Annotated in this window: 14 protein-coding genes; 6 read left to right on the top strand and 8 right to left on the bottom strand. The window is 71.2% G+C overall.

The genetic code is table 11. From position 1 onward, the window contains the following. Window positions 1-3 precede the first annotated feature (3 nt). The 3 genes from KF708C_RS17015 to KF708C_RS17005 all read left to right on the top strand — a co-directional run bounded on the left by KF708C_RS17015 (window position 4) and on the right by KF708C_RS17005 (window position 3,614). Window positions 4-1,236, top strand: a complete 1,233-nt coding sequence (locus tag KF708C_RS17015; protein ID WP_059412715.1) for a CaiB/BaiF CoA transferase family protein — start codon at window positions 4-6, stop codon at window positions 1,234-1,236. A gap of 76 nt (window positions 1,237-1,312) precedes the next feature. After that, complete coding sequence (locus KF708C_RS17010; RefSeq protein WP_020205970.1) at window positions 1,313-2,479, top strand: acyl-CoA dehydrogenase family protein; 1,167 nt, start codon at window positions 1,313-1,315, stop codon at window positions 2,477-2,479. Between the two features lie 91 nt (window positions 2,480-2,570). Next, window positions 2,571-3,614, top strand: a complete 1,044-nt coding sequence (locus tag KF708C_RS17005; protein WP_020205969.1) for a Bug family tripartite tricarboxylate transporter substrate binding protein — start codon at window positions 2,571-2,573, stop codon at window positions 3,612-3,614. Between the two features lie 43 nt (window positions 3,615-3,657). Here the strand turns inward: KF708C_RS17005 and KF708C_RS17000 are convergent, their stop codons facing one another. Further along, window positions 3,658-4,395 (bottom strand): CerR family C-terminal domain-containing protein, encoded by a 738-nt coding sequence (locus tag KF708C_RS17000; protein ID WP_059412714.1) that lies wholly within the window; start codon window positions 4,393-4,395, stop codon window positions 3,658-3,660. A gap of 215 nt (window positions 4,396-4,610) precedes the next feature. Here KF708C_RS17000 and KF708C_RS16995 point away from each other — a divergent pair, with 215 nt between their 5' ends. From KF708C_RS16995 to KF708C_RS16985, 3 genes are read left to right on the top strand one after another with little or no spacing between them, the layout of a single operon-like run. Beyond that, entirely contained in the window at window positions 4,611-5,771 is a 1,161-nt protein-coding gene (locus KF708C_RS16995) for an HlyD family secretion protein (protein ID WP_059412713.1), read from the top strand. Next, on the top strand, window positions 5,764-7,374 hold the full coding sequence (locus KF708C_RS16990; RefSeq protein WP_020205966.1) for a DHA2 family efflux MFS transporter permease subunit: 1,611 nt from the start codon (window positions 5,764-5,766) through the stop codon (window positions 7,372-7,374). The genes KF708C_RS16995 and KF708C_RS16990 overlap by 8 nt, the downstream gene beginning before the upstream one ends. Before the next feature lie 3 nt (window positions 7,375-7,377). Beyond that, on the top strand, window positions 7,378-8,817 hold the full coding sequence (locus KF708C_RS16985; protein WP_059412712.1) for an efflux transporter outer membrane subunit: 1,440 nt from the start codon (window positions 7,378-7,380) through the stop codon (window positions 8,815-8,817). A gap of 15 nt (window positions 8,818-8,832) precedes the next feature. Here KF708C_RS16985 and KF708C_RS16980 read toward each other — a convergent pair whose 3' ends face one another. From KF708C_RS16980 to paaA, 7 genes are all read right to left on the bottom strand, one after another. Next, window positions 8,833-9,066 (bottom strand): DUF2188 domain-containing protein, encoded by a 234-nt coding sequence (locus KF708C_RS16980; RefSeq protein ID WP_020205964.1) that lies wholly within the window; start codon window positions 9,064-9,066, stop codon window positions 8,833-8,835. Between the two features lie 310 nt (window positions 9,067-9,376). Next, window positions 9,377-9,799, bottom strand: a complete 423-nt coding sequence (locus KF708C_RS16975) for a VOC family protein (protein WP_020205963.1) — start codon at window positions 9,797-9,799, stop codon at window positions 9,377-9,379. Window positions 9,800-9,898: 99 nt separating this feature from the next. Further along, window positions 9,899-10,987, bottom strand: a complete 1,089-nt coding sequence (gene paaE, locus KF708C_RS16970) for a 1,2-phenylacetyl-CoA epoxidase subunit PaaE (protein WP_059412711.1) — start codon at window positions 10,985-10,987, stop codon at window positions 9,899-9,901. A gap of 14 nt (window positions 10,988-11,001) precedes the next feature. Then, window positions 11,002-11,559, bottom strand: a complete 558-nt coding sequence (gene paaD, locus KF708C_RS16965; RefSeq protein ID WP_059412710.1) for a 1,2-phenylacetyl-CoA epoxidase subunit PaaD — start codon at window positions 11,557-11,559, stop codon at window positions 11,002-11,004. 6 nt (window positions 11,560-11,565) lie between these two features. After that, window positions 11,566-12,381, bottom strand: a complete 816-nt coding sequence (gene paaC / locus KF708C_RS16960) for a 1,2-phenylacetyl-CoA epoxidase subunit PaaC (RefSeq protein ID WP_059412840.1) — start codon at window positions 12,379-12,381, stop codon at window positions 11,566-11,568. A 35-nt stretch (window positions 12,382-12,416) separates the two neighbouring features. Further along, window positions 12,417-12,701: a 1,2-phenylacetyl-CoA epoxidase subunit PaaB gene (paaB, locus tag KF708C_RS16955; RefSeq protein WP_020205959.1), complete on the bottom strand. Its 285-nt coding sequence runs from the start codon at window positions 12,699-12,701 to the stop codon at window positions 12,417-12,419. A 54-nt stretch (window positions 12,702-12,755) separates the two neighbouring features. Next, on the bottom strand, window positions 12,756-13,760 hold the full coding sequence (paaA, locus tag KF708C_RS16950; protein ID WP_059412709.1) for a 1,2-phenylacetyl-CoA epoxidase subunit PaaA: 1,005 nt from the start codon (window positions 13,758-13,760) through the stop codon (window positions 12,756-12,758). Window positions 13,761-13,920: the final 160 nt, after the last annotated feature.

Genomic DNA, 13,920 nt, shown 5'->3' with positions numbered 1-13,920 from the left:
CGCATGGATAAACCGACCTCGGCAGCAAATTCGGCAGCGGCGCCGGCCGGCCCGCTGGACGGCATCCGCGTGCTCGACCTGACCTCGGTGGTGCTGGGCCCGATGGCCACGCAGGCGCTGGCGGACCTCGGCGCCGACGTCATCAAGATCGAAGGCCCCGAGGGCGACCTGATGCGCGCCAACGGCGTCTCGCGCCATGCCGGCATGAGCTCGATCTACCTCGCGCTCAACCGCAACAAGCGCTCGGTGGTGCTGGACCTCAAGCGCCCCGAGGGCGCTGCGGCGCTGCGGCGCCTGATCGCCGGCGCCGACGTGCTGGTCCACAACATGCGCGTGGCGGCCATCGAGCGGCTCGGCTTCGGCTACGCCGCGGTGGCGGCGCTCAACCCGCGCATCGTCTACTGCGTGGCCACCGGCTTCGGCCAGGACGGCCCGCACCGCGACAAGCCGGCCTTCGACGACATCATCCAGGCCGCCTGCGGGCTGGTGGCGCTGGGCTCGTCGGTGGGCGAGCGCCCCGAGTACGTGCCCAGCCTGATCGCCGACAAGACCACCGGGCTGGCGCTGGCCAACGCCGTGCTGGCCGCGCTGCTGCACCGCGAGCGCCACGGCGCCGGCCAGTCGGTGGAGGTGCCGATGCTGGAGACGATGGCCAGCTTCGTCATGGCCGAGCACCTGGCCGGGCTGACCTTCGAGCCGGCCACCGGCGCCGCCGGCTACGCGCGCCTGCTGCAGGGCGGGCGCCGCCCGGCGCAGACCGCCGACGGCTGGATCTGCGCGCTGCCCTATACCGACCGCCACTGGCAGGCCTTCTTCCATGCCGTGGGCCGCGACGACCTGGCCGACAAGTACGACATCGCCAGCCGCGCCCAGCGCAACGCCAATATCCGCGCGCTCTACCGGCACCTCGGCGAGATCACGCCGGCGCGCACCACGGCGCAGTGGATGGCGCTGTTCGAGCAGCTGGACATTCCCGCCACGCCGATCTACACGCCGGACGAGCTGCCCGGCCATCCGCACCTCGCGGCGGTCGGCCTGTTCCAGCAGACCGAGCATCCCACCGAAGGGCCGCTGCGCGAGATGCGGCCGGCGGCGCGCTTCTCCGCCACGCCGCTGTCGCTGCGCCGCCATGCGCCGGCGCTGGGCGAGCACACCGCGGAGGTGCTGCGCGAAGCGGGGCTGGCGCCGGAGGCGATCGCGCAACTGGCGGGCGGCGTGCCCGCCGGCGCGGCATGACGCACACCACGCACACCACGCACGTCACGCATATCACGCATATCACGCACACCATCAAAACGAGAGGAGACGAGGCATGAACTTCGCGCTGGATGAAGAGCACCAGATGCTCAAGGACCTGGTCGCGCGCTTCGTGCGCGAGCAGTTGATTCCGCTGGAGGCGGACGCGCTGGCGCGCGAGGCGCAGGGCGGCCAGCTCACGCTGCTGCCGCACGACCAGGCGCGGCTCGACGCGCTGTCGCGCGAGCTGGGCCTGTGGGGCCTGGACGCGCCGGCCGAGATGGGCGGCGCCGACCTGCCGGTGGTGGCGATGGTCGGCGTCAACGAGGAACTCGGCAAGACCATCACGCCCTACGACCTGCCGCCCGACTCGCCCAACCTGCGCATGCTGCTCAAGACCGCCGACGCGGACCAGCGCGCGCGCTACCTGGAGCCGTATGCGCGCGGCGAGACCATTTCCGCGATCGCCATCTCCGAGCCCGGCGCGGGCGGCGATCCGGCCATGATGTCCACGCGCGCCGAGCGCGACGGCGACGACTGGGTGCTCAACGGCCGCAAGATCTGGATCAGCCGCGCCGCGCGTGCCGACTGGACCATCGTCATGGCCGTGACCGACAAGGCGCGCGGCGCGCGCGGCGGCATCTCGGCCTTCCTGGTCGACCGCGGCACGCCCGGCTTCAAGGTCGAGCGGCGCATCCCGATGATCGGCGGCGCCTCCACCTACGAGGTGGTGCTGGAGGACTGCCGCATTCCGCACAGCCAGCTGCTCGGCCAGGAAGGCAAGGGCTTCGCGCCGATGCAGGCGCGGCTGTCGAGCCGGCGCGTGCAGATGGCGGCATGGTGCATCGGCCGCGCGCAGCGCGCGCTCGACATGCTGTGCGAGTACGCGCCGCAGCGCCAGACCTTCGGCGCGCCGCTGGCGGACCGCCAGGCCATCCAGTGGTGGGTGGCCGATGCCGCCACGCGCATCCACGCCTGCCGCCTGATGACGTACGACGCCGCCGCGCGCATCGACGCCGGCGACGAGGCGCGCACCCAGGTCTCGATGATCAAGGTGTTCGCCACCGAGATGGCCTGGGACGTGATCGACCACGCCATGCAGGCCTTCGGCGCGATGGGCATGACCAAGGAAATGCCGCTGCAGCAGATGGCAAACGAGACGCGCCTGATGCGCATCTACGAAGGCCCCTCGGAAGTGCACCGCTGGGTCATCGCGCGCGACCTGCTCGGCCTCAGGCGCTAGCGCAGGCGGCCACGGCGCCGCGATTCAACGCCACATCCGCACCATCCGCACCGGGAGGACCCACTGCCGGGCGGAGCATCAAGGAGACAGCATGACCCGATTCGATACCCGATCCACATCCCGATCCGCATCCCGGCCGCGCACGCTCTCGCGCCGCCGCTTTGCCAGCCTCGCCGGCAAGGGCGCGCTGGCCGGCGCCGCGCTGGCGGCCTTTCCCGCCGCCGCGCTGGCGCAGCCGCAGGCCTTTCCCAACCGCCCGATCCGCTTCATCGTGCCGTTCCCGTCCGGCAGCGGCACCGACACCACCGCGCGCATGTTCGCCAAGAAGATCGGCGAGCTGACCGGGCAGGGCGTGGTGGTGGAGAACAAGCCCGGCGGCAACGGCTTCATCGGCGTGCAGACGCTGCTCAGCGCGCCGGCCGACGGCTACACGGTCTTCATCGGCAGCAACTCCACGCTGTCCACCAACGCCGCCATTTTCCGCAAGCTGCCCTACGATCCGCTGACCGACTTCACGCCGATCACGCTGTTGTCGCGCGGCCCGTGCCTGATCATCGTGCCCGCGAGTTCACCGTACCGCACGCTCAAGGACCTGATGGAAGACGCCCGCAAGCGGCCCGGCGCGCTCAACTATGGCACCGGTTCGATGTCCTACACGCTGTACAGCGAATGGCTCAACGAGCAAGGCCGCATGAAGACCACCGCGGTGCCCTACAAGGGCGCCGGCGACGCCATCAACGGCGTGATGGCCGCCAACGTGGACTTCGCCGTGGTCGACGCCAGCGGCGCGATCGAGCTGGTCAAGGGCGGCAAGGTGCGCGGCCTCGCCTACACCGCGCCGCAGCGCTCGCCGCTGCTGCCCGGCGTGCCGAACGCGGCGGAGGCCGGCGTGCCGGATTTCCTCGCCTATAACTGGGTGGCGGCCGCGGTCTCGGCCAGGACGCCGGCGCCCATCGCGCGCCGGCTCGGCGAGCTGTTCGCCGCCGCCGGCGCGGCCGACGACGTCAAGGAGTACTACCAGCACCAGTCCACCGCGCTGATCCTGTCGACGCCGGCGGAGCTGCACAACTACCAAAAGGAAGAAATCGCGCGCTGGAAGCGGCTGGCCGAGATCGCGAAGATCGAGTTGCAGTAGGGCGTGCCGCGCGGCGGCGAATGGCAGGGGGAGCCGCGCCGGCTCAGTCCCTTGCCTGGCCCCCGGCCGCCTTCGCCAGCCGCGCCTTGCGGCTTTTCACCAGCGCCGCCAGCAGCTCGCGCGTCTGGTCGAGGATGACCGCCGCCACGCGCTCGGTTTCCTGCTGGCCGATGTTTTCCCAGCCCAGCATGCTGAGCACCTGCCGGCGCATCATGCGGAACACCAGCACCTGGCCGTCGATGGTCAGCGTGCGGATGCGCGTTTCCTCGTCGTCGGCCGGCTTGCCGAGCAGGCGGCCGATGAGGCCGGAGGTGGCCGCGAACAGCCGGCGGTTCAGTCCCTTGTCGATCACGTTGAACGAGGCCGCGGGGCCGAGGCCGGCGCGTTCGCGCGCCATGAACATGCGCCAGTGCACGGCTTCGGGCACGTCGCAGGCGAACGAGGCGAAGCGCGCCTGGATGCCCAGGTAGGCGTCGGTCAGCGCGCGGTCGCCGGCCTGGGCGTCGGCCAGCACGGCCTCGGCGTGCGACACCACGTCTTCGAGGTGTTCCCACACGCGCTCGACGAAAAAGGCGATGCACGCCAGGTAGACGCCTTCCTTGCTGTCGAAGTAGTACTGCAGCGCGGGCGCGTTGACGCCGGCTTCGCGGGCGATGTCGCGGGTGGACGCGCCTTCGTAGCCGCGCTCGCCGAACAGGCGCAGCGCCGCGTCCACGATGCGCGCGCGCGTTTCTTCTCCGCGCTGGTATCCGCCTTCGGCTGCGGGGCGGTGTCTGGCCATGCTCGGGTCTCCTTTGTTGCGTGATGGCGGGGGCGGCGCCGCTATTGTGCGGCATGTGGCCGGTTTGCCGTGGACGGATCGCCGGCCGGCCGCGTATTCATGTTGGGGCGGTCCCGCCGGCGCGGCGGCGGGGACGGCGCGCAGGGACGAAAATATACCACTTGACACATTTTTTCCAAATGGAATAATTGCGCCGACGGAACCTGTGAGCACCTATGCCTGCCAACGCCCCCACCGCCGACTCGCTCGGCAACCCGCCGCCGCGCGGCGACGCCGCGACTTCTCCCCGGACCCGGCCCGCCAGCCGCCGCCGCGCGATCCTGCTCGGCCTGCTTGCCGTGCTGGTGCTCGGCGCGCTCGCCTGGGGCGTGCGCTGGTGGCTGGTCGGCCGCTTCATCGAATCGACCGACGACGCCTATCTCCAGGCCGACAGCGTCACCGTGGCGCCCAAGGTGGGCGGCTACGTGGCCGAGGTGCTGGTGCGCGACAACCAGGTGGTCGAGGCCGGCCAGCCGCTCGCGCGGCTCGATGCGCGCCAGTACCAGGCCGCCGCCGACGAGGCGCAGGCCACGGTCGCCGCGCGCGCGGCCGACGTGGCGCGCGCCGAGGCCGACCTGGTGCAGCAGAAGGCCAATATCGCGCAGGCCGCCGCCGAAGTGACCGGCGCGCAGGCCAACGTGCGCTACGCGGCCTCGCAGGTGGACCGCTACGCGCCGCTGGTCAGGACCGGCGCCGAGACCGAGGAGCGCACCGCCGAGCTGCGCAACTCGCAGACCCGCGCCGCCACCACGCTGGCCGCCAACGAGGCGGCGCTGCGCGCGGCGCAGGTCCGCACCGGCACCTTGCAGGCGCAGATCGAGCAGGCGCGCGCGCAGTTGTCGGTGGCGCAGGCCGCCGCGCGCCGCGCCGCGCTCGACCTGCAGGACACCGTGGTGCGCAGCACGCTGGCCGGCCGCGTGGCCGACCGCGCGGTGCGCGTGGGGCAGTTCGCCCAGCCGGGCACCCGCCTGCTGACGGTGGTGCCGGTGCAGGACCTGTACCTGACGGCCAACTTCAAGGAAACCCAGGTGGGCCGCATGCGTCCGGGCCAGCCGGTCGTCATCCACGTGGACGCGCTGCCGGACGGCGACCTGCACGGCAGCGTGGAAAGCCTGGCGCCCGGCACCGGCGCGCAGTTCGCGCTGCTGCCGCCGCAGAACGCCACCGGCAACTTCACCAAGATCGTGCAGCGCGTGCCGGTGCGCATCCACATGGACATCCCCGCCAGCGCGCGCCCGGCGCTGGTGCCGGGGCTGTCGGTGACGGTGGACGTGGATACCCGCGGGCACGAGGTGCGCAGCGCCCGCGCGCCCGCCGCCGGGGCCGCTCATGGCTGAGGCCGCGGCGCCGGCCGGCGCCGCCGCGGGCAGCGCACCTGCCGCGCGGGCCACGGTGGCCAACGCCTCGGTGGCGGACTGGATCGCCGTGGCGGCCGGCTCGCTGGGCGCGCTGCTGGCCACGCTCGACATCTCCATCACCAACTCGGCGCTGCCGCAGATCCAGGGGCAGATCGGCGCGGCCGGCACCGAGGGCACGTGGATTTCCACGGGCTACCTGATGTCCGAGATCGTCATCATCCCGCTCACCGCGTGGCTGACGCGCGTATTCGGGCTGCGCCGCTTCCTGATGTGGAACGCGCTGCTGTTTACCGCGTTCTCGATGATGTGCGGGCTGTCGCATACGCTGGGCGTGATGGTGATCGGCCGCATCGGCCAGGGCCTGGCCGGCGGCGCCATGATTCCCACCGCGCAGACCATCGTGCGCACGCGGCTGCCGCGCCACCAGCTGCCGATCGGCATGTCGGCGTTCGGCCTGATCGTGCTGCTGGGGCCGCTGCTGGGGCCGGTGATCGGCGGCTGGCTGGCGGAGAACGTGGACTGGCGCTGGTGTTTCTTCGTCAACCTGCCGGTCGCCACGGTGCTGGTGGCGCTGCTGTACTTCGGCCTCAAGACGGACCGCGCCGACTTCAGGCAGTTCGTCGACGCCGACTGGCTCGGCATCGTCGGGCTGACCATCGGCCTGAGCTCGCTGACCGTGGTGCTGGAGGAAGGGCAGCGCGAGCGCTGGTTCGAGTCGTCGATGATCGTGTGGCTGTCGCTGATCTCGGCCAGCGGCATCCTGATGATGCTGGTGGCGCAGTTCACCGCGAAGACGCCGATCGTGCGGCTGCGGCTGCTGCTCAACAAGAACTACGCCAGCGTGATCCTGATCGTGTCCACGGTGGGCGCGGGGCTGTACGGCGTGTCCTACCTGCTGCCGCAGTTCCTGGCGAGCATCGCCGGCTACAACGCCGAGCAGGCCGGCGGCATCATGCTGCTGTCCGGCCTGCCTGCCTTCCTGATGATGCCGGTGCTGCCGCGCATGCTCGGCCGCTTCGACATCCGCGTGCTGGTCATCACCGGGCTGCTGTGCTTCGTGGCCAGTTGCTTCCTGGACATCTCGCTGACCGCGCAGAGCGTGGGCCACGATTTCGCCGGCTCGCAGATCCTGCGCGGCTTCGGCCAGATCCTGGCGATGATGCCGCTCAACCAGGCCTCGATGGCGGCCGTGGCCACGCACGAGGCGGGCGACGCGGCCGGGCTCTACAACATGGCGCGCAACCTGGGCGGCTCGATCGGGCTGGCCCTGCTGGGCACGCTGATCGACCGCCGCAGCGCCTATCACGACGCCGTGATCCGCGAATCGGTCAGCGCCAACAGCCCGGTCGGGCAGGAGCACCTGGCCTCGAGCGCGGCGAGCTTCTTCGCCCAGCACGGCGACATGGCGCACGCCAAGCTGCAGGCGGCCGGCCAGATGGCGGCCACCATCGCGCGCGAGGCCGCCGTGATGACCTATTCCGAAACGTTCTACGCGCTCGGGGTGGCGCTGCTGCTGTGCATCCCGCTGGCGCTGCTGCTCAAGACGCCCAGGCAGGGCGCCCCTGTCTCTTCCGGTCACTGATCCATGAAGTTTCGCTTTCAACCCACGATGGCGGCGCTGGCCGTCGCGCTCGGCCTGGCAGGCTGCACCGTCGGCCCCGACTACCGCGGCGCGCCCGAGGTGGCCGGCACCGCCACGCGCGGCGCGTTCCCGCACGCGCCCGCCGGCGTGGACACGCAGGCGCCGCTGGCCGCCGACTGGTGGCGCGCGCTCGGCGACGCCCAGCTGGACGCGCTGATCGAGCAGTCGCTCGCCAACAGTCCCGACATCCGCGCCGCGCGGGCGCGCGTGCGGCAGGCCCGGGCCGGGCTGCGCGGCAAGCAGGCCGGCGAGCTGCCCAAGGTGGGCGTCGACGCGGCCATGCTGCGCACGCGCTCGCCGGACCTGAGCGCGCTCACCGGCGACGGCAGCGGCGGCGGGCGCGGCCCGCTCTCGCTCTATCTGGCCAGCTTCGACGCGAGCTGGGAAATCGACGTGTTCGGCGGCACGCGCCGCGCCATCGAGGCGGCCTCGGCCGAAGCCGACGCCAGCCAGGCCGAGCTGGCCGACGCGCACGTCCAGCTTGCCGCCGAGGTGGCGCAGGCCTACGTCAACCTGCGCGAGCAGCAATCGCGGCTGGACCACCTGCGCGACTCGGAGAAGCTGGAGGCCGACATGCTCGACCTGACCGAGCAGCGGCGCGGCCGGGGCGTGGCCTCGCAACTGGAAGTGGAGCGTGTGAGCACGCAGCTCGACGGCACGCGCTCCGACATGGCGCCGGTGCAGGCCAGGATCACCGAGCTGCTCGACGAGCTCGCCATGCTCAGCGGGCGCGAGCCCGGCGCGCTCGACGCGCAGTTGCGGGACGCGCGCGCCATGCCGGCGATCCCCGCGACCGTGGCGGTGGGCGACCCCGCCGCGCTGCTCAAGGCGCGGCCCGACATCCGCGCCGCCGAGCGCCGGCTGGCCTCGCAGCACGCCCAGATCGGCGCGCACGAGGCGGACTGGTTTCCCAAGCTCTCGCTGCTCGGCTCGCTCGGCTTCAGCGCCGCCGACCCCGGCCACCTCGCGCGCAAGGACAACGCCACCTGGTTGACGCTGCCGCGCCTGCAGTGGAACATCCTCGACTTTGGCCGCGTGGCCGCCGGCGTGGCGGGCGCCGAGGCCGGGCGCGACGAGGCGCTGGCCAACTACGAAAGCACGGTGCTCAAGGCGCTGCGCGATGCCGACGTGGCGCTCGCGCGCTACGGCCACCAGCGCGAGAACGTGATCGTGCTGCGCCGCCGGGAAGCCTCGGCCGAGCGCGCCGCCGACCTCACGCGCCAGCGCTACCGCGCCGGCACCGCCACCATGCTCGAATGGCTCGACGCCGAGCGCACCCGCGTGCTGGCCCAGCAGGACCGCATCGCGGGCGACGCCAGCCTGGTCGGGGATTTCGTCTCGCTGCAGAAGTCGCTCGGACTGGGCTGGCGGCCGGCGGGCTAGCGCGGGCCGGCCCGTTCAGTTCAGCGACGACGCGCCGCCGTCGCCGTAGTCCTTCCACCAGTCGAACTGGCCGTCGCGCTGGTGGACGTAGAGCACCACGCGGTTCTCCTGCGCCACCGCGGTGCCGGCCTCGATCGCCGCCTCGCGCGAGACGCACGTGGTGACGCGACCGACGCCTTCCACGGCGACGGTCCAGTATCCTTCGCTGCTCAAAACCACGTGCACATTCGAATTGGCGGACGTGTTCATGTCGGGCGGCCGCCGGGCCGCGGCGCGGGCATGCCGGGAAGCCCGCGTGGCGGGGCCGCGCCATGCGGGCGGAAGTGGTGTATCCGGGGTCTCAAGCCGTCGAGCTCCAGCGCAGGCGAACCGGCGGCTGCCGGTTCCAGATGACGAGTATAGGTGCTGGCGGCAAGTTCACGATCGTGCGCGCGCCCGGCGCGAGGTGGGTGCGAAACGGGTGCGAAACGGGCACGAAACGTGCGGCATGCGTTGCTCCCGGGCCTCGCGGCGCTGCGTGCCGCGCCTGCCTTGTCGCAGAGCCCGGTCAGCCTGTGCGTCAGCCGGCCGCGAGCCGCGGATCGAAGTCGAATTCGATGCGGATGCCGCCGGGCTCGCAGATCATGGCGTGCCGCTTCGGCCCCGCGCCCAGCAGCTCGGGCGCGAACTCGACGGTCACGCCGGGCCACGCCGAGGCGCGCGCGAAGACTTCGTCGAGCTGCGCTTCGGTGGCCACGCGCAGCGCGAGGTGGTGCAGGCCCACGTTCGCCTTGCGGTCGAAGCGCGTGAAGGCCGCGGTGTCGGCGACCTGCCACAGCGTCACCAGCAGCTTGCCGTCCGAGACGAACGCGGCCGGGTAGTCCGGCTTCTCGCCGACCTGCTGCCAGCCCAGGCACCGGATGAAGAAGTCGCGCGTGCGCGCCAGGTCCGGCACGCTCAAGCCGATATGGTCGACGCCGAGGGTCAGGGATGCATCGTTCATGGTTCCGCCTTTCCAGGATGGCCAGCCACCGGGCGGGGGTACCCGTGCATCCTGTAGCGTCGGTGCGGCGGCGTCAAGGCGCCGCGGGGATCCGGCTGGCTACCGTTCGTCGTAGCTCACGACGACCCGGCTCGACACCGGGTGGCACTGGCAGGTCAGCACGAAACCATCGTCGATCTCGCGCTGCTCGAGCGTGTAGTTCTTCTCCATCCTCACCTCGCCTTCGAGCACCCTGGCCCGGCAGGTACAGCACACGCCGCCCTTGCAGGCGTAGGGCAGGGCGAGGCCGGCCTTGAGGCCGACGTCGAGCACGCTGATGCCCTCGTAGGGCAGCCGCAGCCGGCGCGTCTTGCCGTCGATGACGAGCTCGAGGTCGGCGGCCGGCATGTCGTCGGGGATTGCCACCTGCGCCACGCCCGCCTGCGGCAGCGGCGTGCCGAAGCGCTCCACGTGCACCTTCCCGGGCGCCACGCCGGCGGCCGCGAGGGCGGCTTCGGCGGCATCCATCATCGGCGCCGGGCCGCAGATGAAGGCTTCGTCGATCTCGGCGGCCGGCACGAGCGTGCGCAGGAACGCCGCGCACTTGTCCTGGTCCAGCACGCCGTTGAACAGGTCGACTTCCTGCAGGTCGTCGGACAATACGTGATACAGCGAGAACCGGCTCATGAAGCGGTTCTTGAGGTCTTCGAGCTCCTCCGCGAACATGATGGCGTCGACGCTGCGGTTGCCGTACACCAGCGTGAAGCGGCTGGTTGGCTCCATCTCCAGCGTGGTCTTGATGATGGCCAGCACGGGCGTGATGCCGGAGCCGCCGGAGAAGGCGAGGTAGGAGCGCGACAGGTCGGCGTTCAGGTGCGTGAAGAAGCGGCCGTCGGGGGTCATCACGTCGATCTCGTGGCCCGGGCGCAGCGTGTCGAAGGCGAAGTTCGAGAAGCGCCCGCCGCGCACGCGCTTGATGCCGATGCGCAGCTCGCCGTCGCGGTCGTAGTCGGTGACGCCGACGCAGATCGAGTACGAGCGGCGCGTTTCCTCGCCGTCGAGGTGCGTCTTGAGCGTGACGAACTGGCCTTGCGTGAAGCGGTACGCCTCGCGCAGCGCGTCGGGGACCTCGAACGAGACGGTGACGGCATCGGCGGTTTCGGGCCTTACCTCGCGGATACGCAGCGGATGGAATTGCGGAGTCGCCATGATGTCGGTCCAGGTCAGTACGGTTTGAAGTAGTCGAACGGCTCGCGGCAATCGAGGCAGCGGTACAAGGCCTTGCACGCGGTCGAGCCGAACTGGGCCAGGCGCTCGGTGTGGACGGAGCCGCATTGCGGGCAGGCCGGTGTGGCACCGGCGGCACCGGCGCGCGGCACGAAGTGGATGGCGGCCTCGGCGGGCGCGGGCTGGCCGGCGCAGTGGCCCAGCGGCGGCGCGATGCCGTAGCGGCGCAGCTTCTCGCGCGCCTCGGCGGTGATCCAGTCGGTGGTCCAGGCCGGCGCCAGCACGGTGGCGACGCGGTGCGGCACGATGCCCGCCGCGGCGAGCGCCCGCTCGATGTCCTCGGCGATCTGCGACATGGCCGGGCAGCCCGAGTACGTGGGCGTGATGACGACTTCTACCGCGCCGTCGGCGCCGCGGCGCACCGCGCGCAGGATGCCCAGCTCGCGCAGCGAGACCACGGGGATCTCGGGGTCGGGCACCGTTTCCAGCACGGCCCAGGCTTGTTCCAGCGTGGCGTCCGGCCGGGCGGTGACGGCGGTGGTGATGGCGTTCATGGCGGCCTACCAGGTAGCGCCCGGGTGCTGGCGCGCCAGCGACTGCATCTCGGCCAGCAGGAAGCCCATGTGCTCGGAGTGCTCGCCGTGCTTGCCGGCGGTGACGTGCCGGACCGGGGCCGGCGCCGCGAGCGTGGCCTCGGCCAGCGTCGCCGCCACGTCCTGCTGCCACGCGGCCTGGAGGTCCGCGTTGAGCGGGCCGATGCCGGCCGCGGCCACCGCCGTCTCCACGGCGTCGGCCGAGAAGAACTCCGCGGTGTACGGCATCAGGTAGTCGACCGCGGCCTGCGCGCGCCGGTGCGATTCCGCGGTGCCGTCGCCGAAGCGGACCAGCCATTCGCCGGCGTGCTGCAGGTGATAGCGGGCCTCCTTGAGCGACTTCGCGGCGATCGCCGCCAGCTGCGCGTCGGCGGAGGCGCGCAGCGCGGACCACAGGTGGCACATCAGCGCCGCGTAGAGGAAATTGCGCGTGATGGTCACGGCGTAGTCGCGCGCGGCGCGCGCCGTGCCGGCCAGCGGCCCGGCGTGCGGCAGCTCGGCCAGCGTGTAGTTGGCGAACTCGCGCTCGCCGCGGAAGTAGGCGTAGCTGTCCTCGGTCTTGCGCGCGCCGCCGGCGGCCTCCTCGAGCGCCGCCGCGTGGGAATACAGCAGGCGGGCCTGGCCGATCAGGTCCAGGCTGATGTTGGCCAGCGCGATGTCTTCCTCCAGCGCCGGGCCCTGGCCGCACCATTCGCCGTTGCGCTGGCCGAGGATCAGGGCGTTGTCCGCGAGGCGCAGCACGTAGGACAGATGCGCGGCGGCAGCCGTGGGCATGGTGGTCATGGTGTTCGTCGTGGGCATGGTGGTCGTGGCCCGCCTTACATGTGGTCGACTTCGGCGGGCAGCACGAAGAAGGTCGGGTGGCGGTAGATCTTGTCGCCGGCGGGCTCGAACAGCGATTCCTTGTCGGCCGGGTCGGACGCCGTAATGGCCGCCGACGGCACCACCCAGATGCTCACGCCTTCCTGGCGCCGCGTGTAGACGTCGCGCGCCATGCGCAGCGCGGTGGCGGCGTCGGCCGCGTGCAGGCTGCCGCAGTGCTTGTGGTCCAGGCCCTGCTTGCTGCGGATGAAGACTTCCCAGATCGGCCATTCCTTGCTCATTGCTGTCTCCTGTGCGGTTGCGGGCGGTTGCGGGCGGTTGCTGGCGCTGGCGGCTCAAGCGGCTTGCCTGCGCGCGCGCGCCGCCTGCTTTGCGGCGTAGGCCAGCGCGGCCTCGCGCACCCAGGCGCCGTCCTCGTGCGCCTTCACGCGGGTGGCGAGGCGCTCCTTGTTGCACGGCCCGTCGCCGTTGACGACGCGCCAGAATTCTTCCCAGTCGATGGCGCCGTAGTCGTATGCCTTGCGCTGCGCGTTCCATTTCAGGTCAGGGTCGGGCAGCGTCACGCCGAGGACCCTGGCCTGCTCGACGATGGCATCGACGAACTTCTGGCGCAGGTCGTCGTTGGAGATGCGCTTGATGCCCCACTGGAACGACTGCCCGCTGTGGATCGAGTCCTTGTCGCTCGGCCCGAACATCATCAGCACCGGCCACCACCAGCGGTCCACCGCCTGCTGCACCATGTCGCGCTGCGCCTGCGTGCCCTTCATCATCGCCAGCAGGGCGTCGAAGCCCTGGCGCTGGTGGAACGACTCTTCCTTGCAGATGCGGATCATGGCGCGCGCATACGGGCCATAGGTGCAGCGGCACAGCGGGATCTGGTTCATGATCGCGGCGCCGTCGACCAGCCAGCCGATCACGCCCACGTCCGCCCAGGTGGGGGTGGGGTAGTTGAAGATGCTCGAATACTTGGCCTTGCCGGCATGCAGCGCGTCCACCAGCTGGTCGCGCGACACGCCCATCGTCTCCGCCGCGCTGTACAGGTAGAGGCCGTGGCCGCCTTCGTCCTGCACCTTGGCCAGCAGGATGGCCTTGCGCTTGAGGCTGGGTGCGCGGCTGATCCAGTTGCCCTCGGGCTGCATGCCGATGATCTCGGAATGCGCGTGCTGCGAGATCTGGCGGACCAGCGTCTTGCGGTAGGCCTCGGGCATCCAGTCCCGCGGCTCGATCTTGCCGTCGGCGCGCATCACCGCGTCGAAGCGGGCCTGCTCGGGAGAAACCTCGGTGTTGTCCGCGGCGGCCGGCTGCTGGCCGCCCGGGAGATCAAGGGACTGGGTGTACATGGGGAAGCTTCCTGGGGGACTGGTGACTGAGTATATTGATAAGCCGACCGTTCGGTCGATGAATTATAAAAATTAAATGAGAGAAAACAATAGCTGGTGGCTCTTGCAGGTGAATCCACCGGCACCCAAAACCAGGGCAAGGCGCACGAAACGACCCGCA

The organism is Cupriavidus basilensis (genome assembly GCF_000876015.1).
Lineage (GTDB): Bacteria > Pseudomonadota > Gammaproteobacteria > Burkholderiales > Burkholderiaceae > Cupriavidus > Cupriavidus basilensis_B.
Note: the sequence above shows the minus strand (reverse complement) of the source record. Positions and strands in the feature narration are given on the sequence as shown.

Coding starts and splice junctions, on each gene's coding strand:
- KF708C_RS16990 (WP_020205966.1), top strand. CDS start 5,764: ATGGCTGAGGCCGCGGCGCCGGCCGGCGCCGCCGCGGGCAGCGCACCT.
- paaC (WP_059412840.1), bottom strand. CDS start 12,381: ATGACCACCATGCCCACGGCTGCCGCCGCGCATCTGTCCTACGTGCTG.
- KF708C_RS16985 (WP_059412712.1), top strand. CDS start 7,378: ATGAAGTTTCGCTTTCAACCCACGATGGCGGCGCTGGCCGTCGCGCTC.
- KF708C_RS16995 (WP_059412713.1), top strand. CDS start 4,611: ATGCCTGCCAACGCCCCCACCGCCGACTCGCTCGGCAACCCGCCGCCG.
- KF708C_RS16975 (WP_020205963.1), bottom strand. CDS start 9,799: ATGAACGATGCATCCCTGACCCTCGGCGTCGACCATATCGGCTTGAGC.
- paaE (WP_059412711.1), bottom strand. CDS start 10,987: ATGGCGACTCCGCAATTCCATCCGCTGCGTATCCGCGAGGTAAGGCCC.
- paaB (WP_020205959.1), bottom strand. CDS start 12,701: ATGAGCAAGGAATGGCCGATCTGGGAAGTCTTCATCCGCAGCAAGCAG.
- KF708C_RS17005 (WP_020205969.1), top strand. CDS start 2,571: ATGACCCGATTCGATACCCGATCCACATCCCGATCCGCATCCCGGCCG.
- paaA (WP_059412709.1), bottom strand. CDS start 13,760: ATGTACACCCAGTCCCTTGATCTCCCGGGCGGCCAGCAGCCGGCCGCC.
- paaD (WP_059412710.1), bottom strand. CDS start 11,559: ATGAACGCCATCACCACCGCCGTCACCGCCCGGCCGGACGCCACGCTG.
- KF708C_RS17000 (WP_059412714.1), bottom strand. CDS start 4,395: ATGGCCAGACACCGCCCCGCAGCCGAAGGCGGATACCAGCGCGGAGAA.
- KF708C_RS17010 (WP_020205970.1), top strand. CDS start 1,313: ATGAACTTCGCGCTGGATGAAGAGCACCAGATGCTCAAGGACCTGGTC.
- KF708C_RS16980 (WP_020205964.1), bottom strand. CDS start 9,066: ATGAACACGTCCGCCAATTCGAATGTGCACGTGGTTTTGAGCAGCGAA.
- KF708C_RS17015 (WP_059412715.1), top strand. CDS start 4: ATGGATAAACCGACCTCGGCAGCAAATTCGGCAGCGGCGCCGGCCGGC.